The sequence below is a fragment of the Undibacterium sp. RuTC16W genome, from assembly GCF_049339445.1.
Classification (GTDB): domain Bacteria; phylum Pseudomonadota; class Gammaproteobacteria; order Burkholderiales; family Burkholderiaceae_D; genus Undibacterium.
The window spans coordinates 311507-329483 of sequence record NZ_JBMPPE010000005.1 but is presented as its reverse complement, the minus strand read 5'-3'; the positions used below and the strand labels follow the sequence as shown (position 1 = coordinate 329483).

Below are 17977 nucleotides of genomic sequence, written 5' to 3'. Positions count from 1 at the left end.
ACTTCAACTGGTTTTAGATCAGCTAATCTGTTGCTAATCAAAACGGTTTACCAGAGTTTCCACCAGGCAGTTTTTTTGTTGCCTTTGCCGTTCAGATAAGAGCTGTTCGGGAAGTTTTTAACAAACACACGATTAGCATCGTCACGCAACTCTGTCATGCCCATTGCATCGTAAGAGCGGACCAGAATTGACATCGCTTCTTCCGTTGCCGGTGCATCCGGGTACTCGGTAATGGCGGACTGTGCCCGGTTGGCAGCAGCGAGATAAGCGCCACGACGCAGATAATAATTGCCAACGTGCACATCATATTGTGCTAGAGCATTCACCAGATACTTCATGCGGGCAATCGCATCTGGCGTATATTTGCTATCAGGGAATTGTACTGCTAATTGCTTAAAAGCATCAAATGAGTCGCGCGATGCTTTTGGATCGCGTTCGGTAATGTCCTGATTTGCCAGGAAATTCATGATGCCGAGCTGATCGTTAAAATTGATCAGGCCGCGCAGGTAGTACATGTAATCAACGCTTTCGTGATTAGGATGTAGTTTGATAAAGCGTTCAACTGCGGCCAGCGCTTGCGCCTGATCACCTTGTTTGTAGTAAGCGTAGGCAATTTCCATCTGCGCTTGCTGGGCATAAGTACCGAAAGGAAAACGTGATTCAAGACGTTCAAAATACTGAACAGCCTTTTCGTAGCCACCATTATTCAATTCATCTTTTGCTTCAGCGTATAATTTTGCAGCATTCCATGTTTTGGTTTCATCTGTCTTTTCACCGAATACTCCGCAACCTGCCAGTGACATAGCGAGGATGAGGCCAAACAATTTTATAGATTTAATTTGCATAGATTTTTGCGTGTGCATGAAAACAATTTACGGATTATAGCCGATGGCAATTAATGTGATACCAACTGAAGCAACGATTTTCTCCGATACCCAACTTGAAGGAGGCTTTGTCGAGCTTGAAGATGGTGAAGAAACTGACGATTTATCGTCCCAAATCGAAACAATCGCCTTGAAACTAAGTCCCGCGGATTGTGGCGAGCGGTTGGACAAGACTTTGTCTAAACTGGTTCCGCAATACTCAAGAAGCCGGATTCAGCAATGGATAGAGGCGGGTTTTGTGAGCATGGATGGTCAGATTGTACGAGGTAAGACTACCGTGCTCGGCGACGAGGATATCATCATCCAGCCACAAGCGGCGCCGGATGAGGGGGAGTATAAGCCGGAAGCGATGCATCTGGATATTATTTATGAAGATAATTCCTTGCTTGTACTGAATAAACCAGCCGGTTTAGTTGTTCACCCTGCTGCGGGTAACTGGTCCGGTACGTTGTTAAATGGCTTATTGCATCGTTTTCCTGCGCTGGCAGGGGTGCCGCGTGCGGGTATCGTGCATCGGCTGGATAAAGATACCTCTGGATTAATGGTCGTGGCTAAGACATTGATCGCACAGACAGAACTAGTCAGGCAATTACAGGCCAGAACGGTTAGCCGCGAATACTATGCGTTGGTATGGGGTACACCTAAACCCTCAGGCACAGTTGATGCAGCAATGGCCAGGCATCCAAAAGACAGAATCAAGATGGCGGTTTCAGAGAGCATGCTGGCTAAGCCTGCGGTTACCCATTATCAAAGAATCGCCGCTGGTATGCTGGAGCGTTTTCCGGTGAGTCTGGTTGCCTGTCAACTGGAAACCGGGCGTACGCACCAGATTCGTGTTCACCTGCATTCTCTGGGCTTTCCATTGGTCGGCGACACTTTATATGGCAAGCAGCATCTGGCACGCTTTTTCCCTCGTCAGGCTTTACAGGCGCGTAAATTGGGCTTGATTCATCCTGAGACTCACGAGCACGTGGAGTGGGAGGTGAATCTGGCGGATGATTTCTCTGAGTTGCTATTGCAAGCGGGGATTACGTCGATACGGGCATCATGAGTTTTTCAGATCAAGCAGGTCAATCCATCGATCAATCCGTAAATGACTTGATGAGTCTTCCCGTCATTCATCCGGATTGGGAAGGCGTACCTTTGCATGTGCAGGGATTTTGTACAACGCGGATAGGCGGTTTTAGCAAGGCTCCTTATGATGATGGCCAGGGCGGCGGTGGCAATAATCTCGGTGATCATGTTGGCGACTCACCGGAATCTGTCTCTCGGAATCGGCACATGCTAAACCGATTTTTGCCCGATGATGTCACATTCCTATCACAAGTGCATGGCACAATTGTCTTGGATGCAGCGACATTGTGTGCTGGTGATAATGGGGATGCCGTAATCACGACTGCGCCAAATATGGTTTGTGCTGTATTGACTGCAGATTGTTTGCCAGTTTTGTTTTCTGACGATAAAGGTAAGGTGGTGGCTGCCGCACATGCCGGTTGGCGTGGGCTGGCAGGTGGCGTGTTGCAAAATACGGTAAGCAAAATGCGTGATGCCGGTGCAGACAACATTATTGCCTGGATGGGGCCGGCGATCGGCCCTGATGAGTTCGAAGTAGGGCAGGATGTAGTTGATGCGTTTCAGTTACGAGCGCGTACGTCGGAAAAGTTTTTTAAACAAAAAACAGAAGAAGGAAAATATCTGGCAGATATCTACGGACTTGCACGTTATGTTTTAGCGAAGGCCGGTGTGAATCAGGTCTATGGCGGAGACCGTTGTACAGTCACCGAAAAAGGACAATTCTATTCGTACCGGCGTGACGGTGTTACTGGCCGTATGGCGAGCCTGATCTGGATTGTGCCGTAAATTGTCTTATTCGCTGACCGGTTTGTTTTGTTCAGCTTGAATATCGTCTGCATTGATTTTGTCCCTGGCTAACGCTGCTTTCATTAGCTGAACATCGTGTTCTCTTTGTTTTTTGCGGGCAGGTGTGCGCCATAGATATAAAAATAATGCTAAAGGCAACACACAGTACATTAAAAACGTCATAATTCCAGCAACAGGTGTCGGCTCAGTAATCGACATCATGAGCACAACATAGATCCAGGCAATCGCAATAATATACATACGACGTAGTCCAATATTTCATTTAATAAGTAAAACCGAGTTAGCGAGAAGGGCTTATAAATAAACCTACGTTCATCGACAACATGTAGTCAGCACAAAGCACTAAAATAAGTAAGCCGTTGTTAAGCCATACAGTAACCGCAACAATACGCGAAAAACAGGAGGCACGCATGAAGACTTATGATCCTCAAGCTATGTACTCCGATTGGATGTCACAGCTAGTGAATCAAGATAAATGGCAGGAGTGGATGAAGCCTGCCGCGGCAATGAATCATTTGCCGATGATGGATGCGTTGAAGGAGGTGGGAGCAAAGATTGATCCTGCTGTCATGAGTCAACTTCAAGGCGATTACATGCGAGAATTTGGTAAGCTTTGGCAAGATTTCTTTGTCTCCAAGGTTCCGGATTTTAGCGATAAGCGTTTCTCGTCCCCTGATTGGCATAATCATGCAATGCATGCTTACAGTGCCGCTTCCTATTTGCTGAATGCGCGCTTTTTGATGGCGATGGCGGAGTCTGTCGATGCATCAGAAAAAGTAAAACAAAAAATTCGTTTTGCGGTGCAGCAAATGATCGATGCGATGTCGCCGGCAAATTTTCTTGTTACCAACCCTGAAGCGCAGGCGAAGTTGATCGAGAGCAAGGGCGAGAGCCTGGCAAAAGGCATTAGCCACATGCTCGCGGATATGCAAAAAGGACGTATCTCACAAACCGATGAATCGGCATTTGAAGTGGGAAAAAATGTCGCTACTACTGAGGGAACCGTTGTTTTTGAGAATCGCCTGTTCCAACTAATTCAATACACCCCGCTTACCAAAACTGTCCATCAGCGCCCCTTGCTCATGGTTCCTCCCTGCATCAACAAATTCTATATTCTGGATCTGCAACCTGAGAATTCAGTCGTGCGTTATGCTGTAGAGCAGGGGCATACGGTCTTTCTCGTGTCCTGGGCAAATCCGCATGAATCTTTATCTCATGTGACCTGGGACGATTACATCGAAGAAGGTGCCATCACCGCAATCCGCGTCGCACAAGACATCAGCAAGCAAGACCAGATCAATGTGTTTGGTTTCTGTGTAGGTGGCACCATAGTTTCAACTGCATTGGCAGCCCTGGCTGACCGTGGAGAGCAACCCGCCAGTAGTCTGACGCTGTTGACCACGCTGCTGGATTTCTCTGACACCGGGATTCTGGATGTATTCGTCGATGAGATGCAGGTTGGCATGCGCGAGCAAACCTTAAGTCAGGGTGGTCTGATGCCGGGCCGTGATCTTGCCAGTACGTTTTCTAGTTTGCGGGCGAATGATCTGGTGTGGAATTACGTACAGTCGAATTACCTCAAAGGCGAGAGCCCGCCGCCATTCGATCTTTTGTATTGGAACGCAGATAGCACCAATTTGCCGGGCCCTATGTTTTGCTGGTATCTGCGCAACACTTATCTTGAAAATAACTTGAAACAACCGGGTAAGCTGACTGTGGCAGGAAATCATATCGATCTGGGTAAAATTGATGCACCCGTATTCGTCTATGGGTCGCGTGAAGATCATATCGTCCCCTGGCAAGCAGCATACGCCTCAACGGCTTTACTGAATCCCAAGAAAAAAACACGTAATCGGTTCATTCTTGGTGCCTCTGGACATATTGCCGGGGTTGTCAATCCGCCCGCAAAAAAGAAAAGAAGTTATTGGACCAATAGCAAACTTGATGCTGAACCGCAAAAATGGTTTGATGGTGCAACAGAACATCCTGGCAGCTGGTGGCCAGAATGGGCAGGTTTTTTGGGTGAGTATGGTGGCAAAATGGTGAAAGCCCCCGCGAAACCCGGAAATACAAGTTACAAGGCAATAGAGCCTGCACCTGGGCGATATGTCAAAGTAAGAGCAGATTAGTCAGCTCAGTCGTTCATTCATAATATCGGAGATAAAAATGTCAAAACGTATAGCGTATGTAACTGGTGGTATGGGGGGTATCGGGACTCCAATTTGCAGGCGCTTATGCCAGGATGGCTACACTGTCGTTGCTGGTTGCGGTCCAAATTCACCGCGTAAAGATAAATGGCTGGCAGATATGCGTGCTGAAGGCTACGATATTCACGCATCTGAAGGCAATGTCTCTGATTGGGAATCTACCAAAGCAGCATTTGAAAAAGTCAAAGCGGAGATCGGTGAAGTTGATGTACTGGTGAATAATGCCGGCATTACGCGTGATGGCCAGTTCCGCAAAATGAGTAAAGCCGATTGGGATGCCGTTATGGATACTAATCTGAACTCTTTGTTCAATGTCACCAAGCAGGTGATTGATGGAATGGCGGATCGCGGTTGGGGACGTATTATCAATATTTCTTCAGTCAACGGTCAAAAAGGTCAATTTGGTCAAACCAATTACTCAACAGCAAAAGCCGGTATTCATGGATTTACCATGGCATTGGCGCAAGAGGTTGCAACCAAGGGCGTAACGGTCAATACTGTTTCTCCGGGTTACGTCGGTACTGACATGGTTCGTGCAATTCGCCCGGATGTGTTGGAGAAAATCGTGTCAGGTATTCCAGTGAAGCGTCTGGCGGAGCCTAGTGAAATTGCCTCCATCGTTGCCTGGATTGCTTCCGATGATGGTGGATATGCAACAGGTTCCGACTTCTCTATCAACGGTGGCTTGCATATGGGCTAATTTCCTGACGGAGATTTGTCGCATTGCGGTAAAATAATGCCCATTGGAATCGACAGATTTCGATGGGCTTGTCATTTATAAGAAAAAAAGTTGTACTATTAAAAACAGGGGACAAACAGATCTCGTATTTTTATATTATGTATAAAAATACATCATTTGTTTGCTTAGATTGTGCGTTAGCCTAAGCAGGGCAAAACCATCCTTGCTTCTTATCAGCTTAACGATTTATTAATTGAGAATTCAATGAATAGTGCAAAAAAATCGACGCAGCATTTGATTAAAAAATATCCAAATCGTCGCCTTTACGATACACAAACCAGTAGCTACATCACCTTGGTTGATGTCAAACAATTTGTTCTTGAGAATGATGACTTTGCCGTTATTGACGCAAAAACGGGAGAAGACTTAACCCGTAGTATTTTGCTACAGATCATTCTTGAGGAAGAAGCTGGCGGTACGCCAATGTTCTCCAGTGTCGCTTTGGCACAGATCATTCGTTACTATGGTCATGCGATGCAGGGCATGATGGGAAATTATCTGGAAAAAAATATCCAGGCGTTTATCGATATTCAAAATAAGCTTGCCGAAAATTCTAAAGGTGTCTACGAAGGTAAGCCATTTAGTCCCGAGATGTGGGCACAGTTTATGAATGTACAGGGGCCGATGATGCAAGGCATGATGGGGAATTACATCGAACAAAGCAAAAATCTGTTTGTTCAAATGCAAGAGCAAATGCAAAGCCAGACTAAAAATATGTTCGGTGTTTTCCCATTTGGTGCTGACGATAAGTCGAAATAGATCACAGTAGAAATAAGATGTCTCTGGGAAGAGGTACAATAGCGGATTGCTTTGTACCTCTTTTTCATTATGTCCATTACTACTCCCATTCAGACGATTACTCCGTCGGCTACTAATCCCAAGGTCGGTTTCGTCTCCCTCGGCTGCCCTAAAGCCCTTGTCGACTCTGAGCAAATCCTGACACAATTGCGTGCTGAGGGCTACGATACCGCCAAGTCTTACGAGGGAGCGGATCTGGTGATCGTGAATACTTGTGGCTTTATCGATGCCGCGGTTCAGGAGTCGCTTGACGCGATTGGTGAGGCGTTGGCAGAAAATGGCAAAGTGATCGTGACCGGTTGTTTGGGTGCGAAAAAAGATGCCAATGGTGATGACATGATTATGTCCATTCACCCTAAGGTGCTGGCAGTCACAGGGCCGCATGCGTTGGGCGAGGTCATGGATGCGGTGCATGTGCACTTGCCCAAGCCACACGAGCCCTTTATCGATCTGGTGCCAGCACAGGGCGTTAAGCTGACGCCAAAACATTTTGCGTACCTGAAAATTTCTGAAGGCTGCAATCATCGTTGTAGTTTTTGCATTATTCCTTCTATGCGTGGTGATCTGGTATCGCGTCCCATTGCTGACATCATGCTTGAAGCAGAAAATTTATTCAAAGCTGGCGTGAAAGAACTCCTGGTGATTTCACAAGACACCAGTGCCTATGGTGTAGACGTGAAATTTCGTATGGGATTCTGGAATGGCAAGCCAGTAAAAACTCATATGACGCAGCTGGTTGAAGCCTTAGGAGACCTGGCTAAACAACATAACGCCTGGGTGCGTTTGCATTATGTTTATCCGTATCCGCATGTGGATCAGATCATTCCTTTCATGAACAATGGTCACGTCTTGCCTTACCTGGATGTGCCATTGCAGCATGCGCATCCAGATGTCCTGAAGCGCATGAAGCGTCCTGCCAGTGGCGAAAAAAATATCGAGCGCATCCGGGCATGGCGCGAAATGTGTCCAGAGATCACGATCCGTTCCACTTTTATCGCAGGATTTCCTGGCGAAACAGAAGAGGAATTCGAGTATCTGCTCGATTTCTTGAAAGAAGCTGAAATCGATCGCTTGGGCTGTTTTGCTTATTCTCCGGTCGAAGGCGCTACTGCAAATGAGCTGGCAAATCCCGTCCCCGATGAGGTCCGCGAAGATCGCCGTCGTCGTGTCATGGAGTTGCAGGAAGGTATTTCTAAAAAGCGCCTGCAAGCCAAAATCGGCAAAATCGTTCGCGTGCTGATCGACGAAATCGATCGTAGTGGTGGTGTTGGCCGCTCTGCTGCAGACGCCCCTGAGATTGATGGCGTTGTGTATGTAAAACCGCCATTTGAACCCCATCGTAAGTTGAAAGTCGGTGAATTTGCCGACGTTCTCATCACCGCAGCAGATGCGCATGATTTATGGGGCGAGGCGGTATAGTCAGATGCAACAACTTCGATTGAGCATGAGCGGCCTCGTCGTCGCTCTGATGTGCATTGTTATATCCCCGGCAGGCCTGGCGCAAACTCAGCCAGTTAAAGTTGCTGCTGTTTCGATTCTCAAGCAGGCGCATCAGTGGCGTGGCAAATTAGGCGATGACACTGTACAAATGCGTCTTCAACCCAAAGTCGAGGATATCGATAGTGTTGAAGGCGATTATCTTGTCATTGGTAGTAGCCGTAATAAAGGTAACAAAATTTTATTGGCGGGTGAAGTCACCGGTGATGTCTTGAGTATGGAAGAATCTGAGGATGGGGTTGATGTCTCGGGGCAATGGGATGGCAAGCTTGACGGCAAGGTGCTGCGTGGTAAATGGCAATCTGATGATGGCAAGGTAGTCAAAAATTTTGTACTCGAAATGCTGCCTGTCGCGAACACCTCTGCCAACACAGCACCGACCAAGGCGGTAAAAAAAGCGATGGATATAAAGTAAAACTCATTTCCTCAATACGAGTGAAGTGAGTTTCCGCTCTATGTCTTGTTTTTCTTGATCTGATTTATCCCGCATTTCTTTGTGCAATTTTGTTCCATTTCATTCAGCAATGAAATGGTATCTGCATTTAATTTTCACCATCAACCTCGACATCACAGCAATCCTCCAGCGCTTCACCGCATAACCGTAATGTCTTGTTACAGCACAATGTCCTCAGTCTCAGAATAAACATCGTAAAATCATGTCATCGCATTGTGATTGAAATGCACTTTTTTGACATCGATTATGACCACATCCAAAAAGTACAGTAGCAATACTGCCTTAATTCATTCTGATTACCGGGCACCTAAGGGGTTCGCTGCATTTCCTGTAGGGATACACCATGCCTCGACAGTCTTGTTTAAAAACGTAGCAGCAATGCGCGAGCGCAGCTGGCAGAATAAATCAGCCTATACCTATGGTTTACATGGCACGCCGACGAGTTTTACTTTAGAAGCCAGACTGGCAGAAATAGAGCAGGGCGAACATTGTTTGCTCGCCCCCAGTGGTCTGGCGGCGATTACGCTGGTTGATATGGCATTTCTGCAAAGTGGTGATGATGTTCTTATCCCTGACAACGTCTATAACCCAAACCGTGAATTAGGTGACTGGCTGGCACGCAGTTTTGGTATCAGTGCGCGCTATTACGATCCGTTGATCGGTGCGGATATTTCGAATCTGATAAGGGATAACACGAGACTGATTTGGACTGAGGCGCCGGGATCTGTCACGATGGAGGTGCCTGATATTCCTGCGATCTGTGATGCTGCGCATGCCAAAGGTGTTTTGGTTGCGCTAGATAACACCTGGTCCGCTGGCGTTGCTTTTCCTGCGTTTGATTATGGTGTGGATGTCGTTATGCAGGCGCTGACCAAATATCAAAGCGGTGGCTCTGACGTATTAATGGGGGCGGTGATCACGCGTGATCCGACGTTGAACGCCCGCTTGCAGGCCGCGCATATGCGTTTAGGTTTTGGCGTCGGTATGGATGATGCGTATCTGGTTTTGCGTAATTTACCGACACTCAAGTTGCGTTTTGACGCACATGATGCGAGCGCACGCAAAGTCGCTGCGTGGTTACAGATCCGGCCGGAGATCAGCAAAGTCTTGCATCCTGCACTTGCGGAATGCCCGGGGCACGATATCTGGAAACGCGATTTTACCGGCGCGGGGGGCTTGTTCTCGGTCTTGTTTGATGCGCGTTACACCGAAGAGCAGACTGATCGTTTTGTCGATGCACTGCAGTTATTTAAAATCGGTTTTAGCTGGGGTGGAGCGCATAGTTTGTGTGTGCCTTACCGGATTAAACAGATGCGTCAGCATTGGTTGCATGACGGTATTCTGGTTCGTTTTAATATTGGACTGGAGGATGCAGATGATCTGATTGGCGACATCACCCAGGCGCTGGAAAGCCTGAATGCATGAGGTACCTGGTGCAGATAATCTGGTGTGGAAATATGCCGGACCGTAAAGGAAATGTATGATGCAACGTTCAAAACTAGGTCTTTTTCTTTTGTGTTTGCTTGCCGGATGTGCGAGCCGTCCGTTAGACGAGCCGAGTAAGCCAGGCGTGCCACAAGAGGTGAAAAAAACGCCAGCGCCGACAAAATCGACCAGCTCATCGGCGTTTACCCTAAATGGTTATAAAAAAGATCTGGCGCAGCATATCAGTCGTGAGAATGCGAGCTCGACTTATTCTGACCGGCCACAAGCGCTGTTGCGGGCAGTAATCGTCGTTAAGTTCGCAATCAATGCCGATGGTAAGTTGCTGAGTAGTGAATTAATGCGTACCAATCATGATCAGGCAGCAGAAAAAACTGCCTTGGCTAGTTTGCGTGGCAGTGCACCTTACCCCAAGCCGGCGTCGTACCTGGTAAAAAATGGACGATTGGAGTTAATTGAAACCTGGTTATTTAATGATGATGGCCGGTTTCAGTTGAGAACGATTGCACTACCTCAAGAGTCGGATTGAGATTGTTTTCTATATACTAAGGAGTAGTATATTTTAAGTACGCCCTGTATTGTTGCGGATTGAGGCATATTTCATTACCTTCTATGGGGAGTATATGATTTTCTGTTATACATATTCACCTGTTCGCTATGCTTATCTCATTACTTAATGAAGCCAATGAGGTCAGGAAAATAAAAATCCGGTGACATGTACCGGATTTTTTTATGTCTGCATCTTTACGTAAAGATATCAAGCTATTTCAACTTACCTCAAGTTGCTTTAACTTAGGTTACTGTATGACTTATTTGGAAGAAGCTGATTCTGACGCAGTACTCGCTGGAGAGGTTGGCATCGCAGCTGACGATGCAGCAGTGTCAGCGATAACTGGAGCTGCTGGTGGCGATGCTGTAGCGCTGGCTGAATGAACTTCCGTCATATCGTGACCCGCTGCTTCACCTTGCATGTCTACTTTGTCGCCAGCTTTAAAAATAAAGAACAAAGCAGCTCCGGCAAATACGATAAAGGCTACGGCAATTTTCCACATAATGTCTCCTTGGTTTTAAGATAATCTTCGGACGGATCACGCAAGTCTGCACGCGAATCAATCAAACGTATCGAAGAGTACGCTCCGAGACTTACAGGATTCTTTCAGGGACAGGCAATAAAAAAGACCGGAAATTTTCCGGTCTTTTTGAGTGTGTTTTCATTTTGCTGTCGCTGTACATCAGATCAATAAATCAGTACGGCAGTAAGACTGTATCCGTGATTGATTCATTGAGGCCGACGATGACGCTAGTGCATTGACAGCCGCTAACTTAAGTAAAAACTCAGGCAGCCAACAACTGACGTAATACGAACGGCAAGATACCGCCGTGTTTGTAGTAATCTACTTCGATCGGTGTATCGATGCGTAACAAAACTTTGACTTCTTGCTTGTCGCCGTTTGCACGATTGATCACCAGTGTTACTTGTTGTTGTGGTTTGATGTCATCTTCGATCCCTTTCAGGTCGTAGGACTCTGTGCCTGTGATGCCTAAGGAATCAACGCTGTCCGTGCCCAGAAATTGCAGTGGTAATACGCCCATGCCAACCAGATTCGAACGGTGAATACGTTCGAACGAACGGGCGATGACGGCTTTTACGCCCAGCAATTGCGTACCTTTAGCGGCCCAGTCACGTGAGGAACCCGTACCATATTCTTCGCCGCCAAAGATCATCGTTGGCGTACCTTCAGCAACGTATTTCATCGCTGCATCGTAGATCGCCATAGGCTCGCCTGTTGGTTGGAACAAGGTTTCGCCGCCTTCTACGCGGGAGCCGTCTTCCTTCGCAGGGATCATCAGGTTTTTGATACGCACGTTGGCAAATGTGCCGCGCATCATGATTTCGTGGTTACCTCGGCGTGAACCGTAGGAATTGAAATCGGCTTTCAATACGCCGTTTTCTTTTAACCATTTACCGGCAGGGCTGGATTCTTTGATGGAGCCGGCAGGGGAGATGTGATCTGTTGTGATGGAGTCACCGAACACGCCGAGTGCACGTGCACCAGTGATGCCGGTCGCAGCCGCTTTTGGCTCCATCGTGAAGTCAGCGAAGAACGGTGGTTCAGCGATGTAGGTCGATGTAGGCCAGTTGTAGACTTCACCTTCCGCCACGCCTTTGATGTTTTCCCACAGCTTGCCTGGCGCACCTTTGACGTCAGCGTAGTTGTCCTTGAAAGTCTTGGAATTCATCGCGAATTTCATCAGCTTGCTGATTTCTGCGCTGGTAGGCCAGATGTCACCGAGAAAAATATCCTTGCCTTTAACACGGCCAACTGGCTCTGTCATCAGGTCGCGGGTCATATTGCCAGCGATGGCGTAGGCAACCACCAATGGAGGGGAGGCCAGGAAGTTGGAACGGATATTCGGGTGAATACGTGCTTCGAAGTTCCGATTGCCGGACAGGATAGCGGATGCCACGATATCGTTCGCTACGATGGCTTCGTTCATCGCTGGTGTAAGATCGCCTGCATTTCCAATACAGGTTGTGCAGCCGTATGCGGTGACGCCGAAACCAAGTTTTTCCAGGTAAGGCAACAAGCCTGCTGCTTCCAGATATTTAGTGACGACGCGGGAGCCAGGCGCCAGCGAAGTTTTAATATGAGGTGCCACTTTTAAACCGGCTTCAACCGCTTTTTTCGCCAGCAAGCCAGCCGCCAGCAACACGCTAGGGTTGGATGTGTTGGTGCAAGAGGTAATCGCGGCGATCAAGACGTCACCGTTCTTGACTTTCACGTTGTCAGAATTGGTGTAGACCGCATCCAGATCTTCTGCTTTTTTGTTAAAACCGTTTTCGGATGTTGGCTTAGCGAACAAATCCGCAAAAGTAGATTTTACGTTGCCGATTTCGATACGGTCTTGCGGGCGTTTAGGGCCGGCTAATGAAGGTGCGACGGTGGACAGATCGAGAGAGATTTCTGTCGTGTAGTCAATGTCGCCAGCCTTAGGGATGCCGAACATCTTCTGAGCTTTGAAATAGCCTTCGAATGCGTCGATTTCTGCTTTAGTACGGCCTGTGCCTTTGAAATAGTCGATAGTGGCTTCATCTACCGGGAAGAAGCCCATCGTCGCACCGTATTCCGGTGCCATGTTGGCGATGGTCGCACGATCTGTCAGGGATAAAGTGCGTGTGCCTTCGCCGAAGAATTCGACGAATTTGCCAACGACTTTTGCTTTGCGCAGCAGTTCAGTAATAGTCAGTACCAGATCCGTTGCAGTGCAACCCTCGCGTAGTGCACCTGTCAGGTTGACGCCGACTACGTCAGGTGTCAGGAAGTAGACTGGTTGACCGAGCATGCCAGCTTCTGCTTCGATACCGCCCACACCCCAGCCAACTACGCCGATACCATTGATCATCGTAGTGTGGGAGTCAGTACCTACCAGTGTATCTGGGTAGTACACTTCGTTTTTCTTCGCATCTTTAATTTTGTGTACGCCGCGTGCCAGGTATTCCAGATTGACCTGATGAACGATACCAAAACCTGGAGGAACGACGCCGAATGTATCGAACGCTTGCATACCCCATTTCATGAACTGATAGCGCTCGTTGTTACGAGAAAATTCCAGTTTCATGTTCAGGTCGAGTGCTTTCTTTTCACGGAAATGATCGATTTGTACGGAGTGATCGACGACCAGATCAACCGGTACCAGTGGCTCAATATTTTTAGGATTTTTGCCTTGTTTGGCAGCGACGTTACGCATTGCAGCCAAGTCAGCCAGTAAAGGAACACCTGTAAAATCTTGCAAGACGACACGAGAAACCACAAATGGGATCTCATCAGTGCGATCAGCTTTGGCGCTCCAGTTGGCGAGCTGTTTGACATGCTCTTCGGTGACTTTTTTGCCGTCGCAGTTACGCAAAACGGATTCGAGCACCACGCGGATGGAGACTGGTAAGCGCGAGATTTTCGCCCCCAGATTTTTTTCCAGAGCGGGCAGGGAATAAAATTTACCTTTTTTGGAATCTGAAATCTTAAAATCTTTCAGGGTTTTGAATGCATCTTTATACGCATTTTGGCTCATGGCTGTTCCTTATTTTTACGAAAATCAATCATCAAAACTAATCGTCTTACTTATTGCTGCTTACAATTTTTACTGCGTTTTTTAACTCGATACGACTACTTATTTTGCTTGTGTCGCTGCCTCGGCTTTTAACTCGGCTTCGGCAATCACCTGGTCGGTCGTTTTGCATTCATTCGCTAATTGCTGACCACGATGCGAATCCAGTAACAGGCCTTTTGCGGGGATGCCGATCCAGAGAAAGCCTGCCTTGCGGTTTTCAAAGCGATGCGCGCCGGTAGTTGTTTCTATGCGGGTCAGGCGATACAGGCGTTTTTTCCAGCGCATTGCCATGTGTTTGTCGTCATCGACGTTGGTGTACATCGTCAGTACATTGCCGAGTTCACATTTGTATTCAAAGGTTTTGCTTTCCTTGACATCGGGTTCGCCGTCATCATCGTCAAGTGCCACGGGCGCCGCAGGTTTTGCTGCTGCCTTGGTGGTTTTTGTCGCCACCTTGGTTTTTGGTGCAGGTGTTGTCTGTGCGTTAGCCGATACTTGTGATAGTCCGATGCTCAGGATCATGCCGCTAATAATCTGTAAAAATTTCTTCATTCGAATCTCCGTATATCTTATATTCGTTACTACTGCATTACATGAAAGCATAGCCTTGTTCCGGTAACTGAATCTGGCTTTGCTGTGCTCTTTTTAATAAAGTCCAATAGTAACGGTAACTCGCTCTGTCATGAAGCCGTCCGTTAAGCTGGATTGGTCCCCATTCTTTTTGCTGAGCGGCCCCCAAAATGCTGATTGCCTCATTAATCTCGGCACTTCTAGGTGATAACGCCTTGACTATTGGCTTGATCTGATCCGGATGTATGCTCCACATTCTGGTGTAGCCACATTCCATCACCGCACGCGTCGCGTCACCCGCGACAATAGCAGTGTCTTTGATTTCAGTGGTTACATTGTGTGATGCGATTTTTCCAAATCGATGGCAGGCGGCAGCTATTTCCAGCTTTGCGCGCATGACCAGGGGATGAGTGAACTGACCGGGAGAGCGCATCGCATTTGAAGGGATGGCGCCGTAATGCGCTGAAACGAAATCCATGATGCCAAATGACAGGCAGGCGATTTGAGGGATCGCCGCAATCTGCTGCACTTCGGCAAGTGCATCGTGCGTCTCTATCAATACATGGATAGGTAACGGCGTTGTACGATGCGGGGCGAATTGTTGATTTACCTTGTCAATTGCTTGTACGATTTGACGAGTATTACTTATCTTCGGCAAAACCAGATAGGCAAGTTTGCTCGCAGCAATCGGAGCAATGGTGGCGATGTCTTGTTCAAAATAGGGACTGTCCACATCGTGTACGCGCACACCAATGCGTTGAAATTGATTTTGTTCTGATGCAATCAGATTGGCTACTAGTCTGGCGTGAGCTGATTCATTGCCTGCCGCAGCGCCGTCCTCACAGTCAAACGTGATGTCAAATACCGGGCCGAGATCGTTTTGTAAGCTGATGGATTTATGCATCAATTTTTCAGACCCAGCATAGTGGTCACATACCGGCAATAAGACCGGTTGTTGCTGATCCTGAAACAAGACTTGGGAAGGATGCATTGTCACGCTGTAAGAAAATAATTAGCTGGTTTGACGCAAATACATCAAACCAGCTCCTGATGGTTTAGCCTACCAGGTGTTTGACACCGTCACGCTCTTCTTGTAATTCTTTGAGCGTTACGTTAATGCGTTCACGCGAAAATTCATCAATTTCCAAGCCTTGAACGATGGTGTATTCGCCATTTTCTGTCGTGACAGGAAAGCCAAACATTGTGCCTTCAGGGATGCCGTAAGAGCCATCAGAAGGGATGCCCATGGTTGTCCATTTGCCGTTTGTACCTAAAACCCAGTCGCGTACATGATCAATCGCCGCATTTGCTGCGGACGCTGCGGAGGACAGGCCGCGTGCTTCAATGATGGCTGCGCCACGCTTGCCGACGGTTGGCAAAAATACGTCTTTGTTCCAGACCTGGTCGTTGATCAGATCTTTGACTGATGCGCCATCTGCTGTTGCGAAACGATAATCGGCATACATTGTAGGGGAGTGATTGCCCCACACGCAGAGTTTTTCAATTGCTGAGACTGGCTTGCCGATTTTTGCGGCAACCTGAGACAAAGCGCGGTTGTGGTCCAGGCGCAGCATTGCCGTAAAGTTTTTCGATGGCAGGCTTGGTGCGGATTTCATTGCGATATATGCGTTGGTGTTGGCAGGATTGCCAACGACCAGCACTTTGACATTGCGGGAAGCAACAGCGTCCAGGGCTTTACCTTGTACCGTGAAAATCTGTGCATTCGCTTCCAGCAGGTCTTTACGTTCCATGCCGGGGCCGCGTGGACGCGCACCGACTAGCAAGGCTACGTCGATATCTTTAAATGCGGTCATCGGGTCGCTGTGCGCTGTCATGCCGTTCAGCAACGGGAATGCGCAATCGTCAATCTCCATCATGACGCCTTTGAGCGCTTTTTGCGCTTTTTCGTCAGGAATTTCTAACAATTGCAAAATGACTGGCTGGTCTTTGCCCAGCATGTCGCCGTTAGCGATACGGAATAAAAGGGAATAGCCGATTTGGCCAGCAGCGCCTGTAACAGCAACGCGCATAGGGGATTTTGCCATGATGCATCTCCGAGGTGGTGTAAAAACAATGTTCAAGTCAAGCTTTTGCCAGCCATCATTTTGATGTGCTTGCCAAGCAGGTCAACGCATAATGATACCGTTGAAAACGCAGTGAGTCAGCCAAATTCACGGCAGACTTCTGTTTTTTTGAGTTGGGCTCTGATCGCTCAGACTTAGTCATTTGGTGATCATTGAGGTTTTGGGCTTTACTTTGATTGTGTTAGAACTATAGTGCTTGTTAGTTGTCTTTCTGATGCTGCAATATCGATCTGCCTGTTTGTCAGGTGCAAAAATTTTTTCAGGCGGGCTAAAAACTTTTGTCATCATATGCCCTAAAGCTTGATTCAGTATCTTCGTACGGGAGTTTAGGTGGACTCGTGCCAAGTGTCAACGAATATCTTATGTCTTATATAAGACATATTAATTGATAGTTTGTTCTGGACTTACCTGGCCTTTTCGTGGTGAAATCGCAGTCTATGAATTCTAATGTGCCAACCTCAAATAACCAGAATAACAGCGCGACCTCCAATATCGCGGGCAATACCAATTCTGCGCCTGGCGCCTCTCCTACTTTTAGCCCCCTGTACCAGCAAATTAAGGCATTAATTACGCAAAGCCTGCAATCTGGCGAGTGGAAACCGGGCGAGTTGATTCCCAGTGAGATCGAGCTGGCGAGTCGCTTTAAAGTAAGTCAGGGCACCGTTCGCAAAGCTATTGACGAATTGTCTGCGGAAAATCTGGTTGTGCGCAGGCAGGGGAAGGGAACATTTGTTGCGACTCATCATGAGGCTCGCGCGCAATTTCGTTTTCTGCGCCTGGTGCCGGATGAGGGGAAGCCGCATTATCCGGAGAATAAAATTGTAGAAGTTAAGCGTCTGCGCGCTCCTGCCGATGTGGCGAGGGCGCTTGACATTAAGTCCGGCGACTCAGTCGTGTTCATACGCAGGGTTCAGTATTTTTCCGGGGTTGCCACTATTCTGGATGACCTTTGGTTGCCGGGCGTTATTTTCAAAGGACTGACTGCGGAACGGCTGAATGAGTATAAAGGGCCTATGTACGGTTTGTTTGAAACCGAATTTGGTACGCACATGATCAGAGCGTCGGAGGAGATTCGCGCTGTTTGCGCCGATGACGTTGTTGCTGAGTTGCTGGTAGTGCCGGTCGGTGCTCCTTTGCTCAGGGTGGAGCGCGTTTCTTACACGTATGGTGACAAGCCAGTTGAATTGCGTCGCGGTTTGTATTTGACCGCCCAGCATCATTATAAAAATGAGTTGAGTTAAATAAAATTTTCACGAGTGCATGGTCATGTTGACACATTGCATGTCAGCATGTGTCGCCGAAAATCGCAG

The 17977-nt window shown here is 47.7% G+C and carries 17 protein-coding genes; 10 read left to right on the top strand and 7 right to left on the bottom strand.

Features of this window, described 5'->3' with window-relative positions:
- Nucleotides 1-47: 47 nt before the first annotated feature.
- A complete protein-coding gene (locus ACO0K4_RS12235) occupies nucleotides 48-845 on the bottom strand; it encodes an outer membrane protein assembly factor BamD (RefSeq protein WP_422956904.1) in 798 nt (265 codons plus the stop codon).
- A 43-nt stretch (nucleotides 846-888) separates the two neighbouring features.
- Between ACO0K4_RS12235 and ACO0K4_RS12230 the strand changes: the two genes are divergently transcribed.
- Together ACO0K4_RS12230 and pgeF are read left to right on the top strand one after the other, a co-directional pair.
- Complete coding sequence (locus tag ACO0K4_RS12230; protein ID WP_422956903.1) at nucleotides 889-1935, top strand: RluA family pseudouridine synthase; 1047 nt, start codon at nucleotides 889-891, stop codon at nucleotides 1933-1935.
- The gene (gene pgeF / locus ACO0K4_RS12225; RefSeq protein ID WP_422956902.1) at nucleotides 1932-2744 is read left to right on the top strand and encodes a peptidoglycan editing factor PgeF; all 813 of its coding nucleotides are present in this window, start codon (nucleotides 1932-1934) and stop codon (nucleotides 2742-2744) included. The genes ACO0K4_RS12230 and pgeF overlap by 4 nt, the downstream gene beginning before the upstream one ends.
- Nucleotides 2745-2750: 6 nt before the next feature.
- Here pgeF and ACO0K4_RS12220 read toward each other — a convergent pair whose 3' ends face one another.
- On the bottom strand, nucleotides 2751-3005 hold the full coding sequence (locus ACO0K4_RS12220) for a hypothetical protein (RefSeq protein WP_422956901.1): 255 nt from the start codon (nucleotides 3003-3005) through the stop codon (nucleotides 2751-2753).
- Nucleotides 3006-3175: 170 nt separating this feature from the next.
- Here ACO0K4_RS12220 and phaC point away from each other — a divergent pair, with 170 nt between their 5' ends.
- From phaC to ACO0K4_RS12185, 7 genes are all read left to right on the top strand, one after another.
- Nucleotides 3176-4894 (top strand): class I poly(R)-hydroxyalkanoic acid synthase, encoded by a 1719-nt coding sequence (phaC, locus tag ACO0K4_RS12215; protein WP_422956900.1) that lies wholly within the window; start codon nucleotides 3176-3178, stop codon nucleotides 4892-4894.
- Between the two features lie 37 nt (nucleotides 4895-4931).
- Nucleotides 4932-5672 (top strand): 3-ketoacyl-ACP reductase, encoded by a 741-nt coding sequence (locus tag ACO0K4_RS12210; RefSeq protein WP_422956899.1) that lies wholly within the window; start codon nucleotides 4932-4934, stop codon nucleotides 5670-5672.
- A 243-nt stretch (nucleotides 5673-5915) separates the two neighbouring features.
- Nucleotides 5916-6470: a polyhydroxyalkanoate synthesis repressor PhaR gene (gene phaR / locus ACO0K4_RS12205; protein ID WP_422956898.1), complete on the top strand. Its 555-nt coding sequence runs from the start codon at nucleotides 5916-5918 to the stop codon at nucleotides 6468-6470.
- 69 nt (nucleotides 6471-6539) lie between these two features.
- Nucleotides 6540-7928, top strand: a complete 1389-nt coding sequence (gene rimO, locus ACO0K4_RS12200) for a 30S ribosomal protein S12 methylthiotransferase RimO (protein ID WP_422956897.1) — start codon at nucleotides 6540-6542, stop codon at nucleotides 7926-7928.
- 25 nt (nucleotides 7929-7953) lie between these two features.
- Complete coding sequence (locus tag ACO0K4_RS12195) at nucleotides 7954-8421, top strand: hypothetical protein (RefSeq protein WP_422956896.1); 468 nt, start codon at nucleotides 7954-7956, stop codon at nucleotides 8419-8421.
- Nucleotides 8422-8706: 285 nt separating this feature from the next.
- On the top strand, nucleotides 8707-9885 hold the full coding sequence (locus tag ACO0K4_RS12190) for a cystathionine beta-lyase (RefSeq protein WP_422956895.1): 1179 nt from the start codon (nucleotides 8707-8709) through the stop codon (nucleotides 9883-9885).
- 55 nt (nucleotides 9886-9940) lie between these two features.
- Nucleotides 9941-10432: an energy transducer TonB gene (locus tag ACO0K4_RS12185; RefSeq protein WP_422956894.1), complete on the top strand. Its 492-nt coding sequence runs from the start codon at nucleotides 9941-9943 to the stop codon at nucleotides 10430-10432.
- A 280-nt stretch (nucleotides 10433-10712) separates the two neighbouring features.
- Here the strand turns inward: ACO0K4_RS12185 and ACO0K4_RS12180 are convergent, their stop codons facing one another.
- From ACO0K4_RS12180 to ACO0K4_RS12160, 5 genes are all read right to left on the bottom strand, one after another.
- Complete coding sequence (locus ACO0K4_RS12180) at nucleotides 10713-10955, bottom strand: hypothetical protein (protein ID WP_422956893.1); 243 nt, start codon at nucleotides 10953-10955, stop codon at nucleotides 10713-10715.
- Between the two features lie 283 nt (nucleotides 10956-11238).
- A complete protein-coding gene (gene acnA / locus ACO0K4_RS12175) occupies nucleotides 11239-13974 on the bottom strand; it encodes an aconitate hydratase AcnA (protein ID WP_422956892.1) in 2736 nt (911 codons plus the stop codon).
- A 99-nt stretch (nucleotides 13975-14073) separates the two neighbouring features.
- Nucleotides 14074-14565 carry a hypothetical protein gene (locus ACO0K4_RS12170; protein ID WP_422956891.1) on the bottom strand — a complete coding sequence of 164 codons (492 nt, stop codon included), beginning with the start codon at nucleotides 14563-14565 and terminating at the stop codon, nucleotides 14074-14076.
- A gap of 37 nt (nucleotides 14566-14602) precedes the next feature.
- Entirely contained in the window at nucleotides 14603-15574 is a 972-nt protein-coding gene (locus ACO0K4_RS12165; RefSeq protein ID WP_422956890.1) for an HpcH/HpaI aldolase/citrate lyase family protein, read from the bottom strand.
- 64 nt (nucleotides 15575-15638) lie between these two features.
- Nucleotides 15639-16628 (bottom strand): malate dehydrogenase, encoded by a 990-nt coding sequence (locus tag ACO0K4_RS12160; RefSeq protein ID WP_422956889.1) that lies wholly within the window; start codon nucleotides 16626-16628, stop codon nucleotides 15639-15641.
- 476 nt (nucleotides 16629-17104) lie between these two features.
- Between ACO0K4_RS12160 and ACO0K4_RS12155 the strand changes: the two genes are divergently transcribed.
- On the top strand, nucleotides 17105-17908 hold the full coding sequence (locus ACO0K4_RS12155) for a GntR family transcriptional regulator (protein ID WP_422956888.1): 804 nt from the start codon (nucleotides 17105-17107) through the stop codon (nucleotides 17906-17908).
- Nucleotides 17909-17977 lie beyond the last annotated feature (69 nt).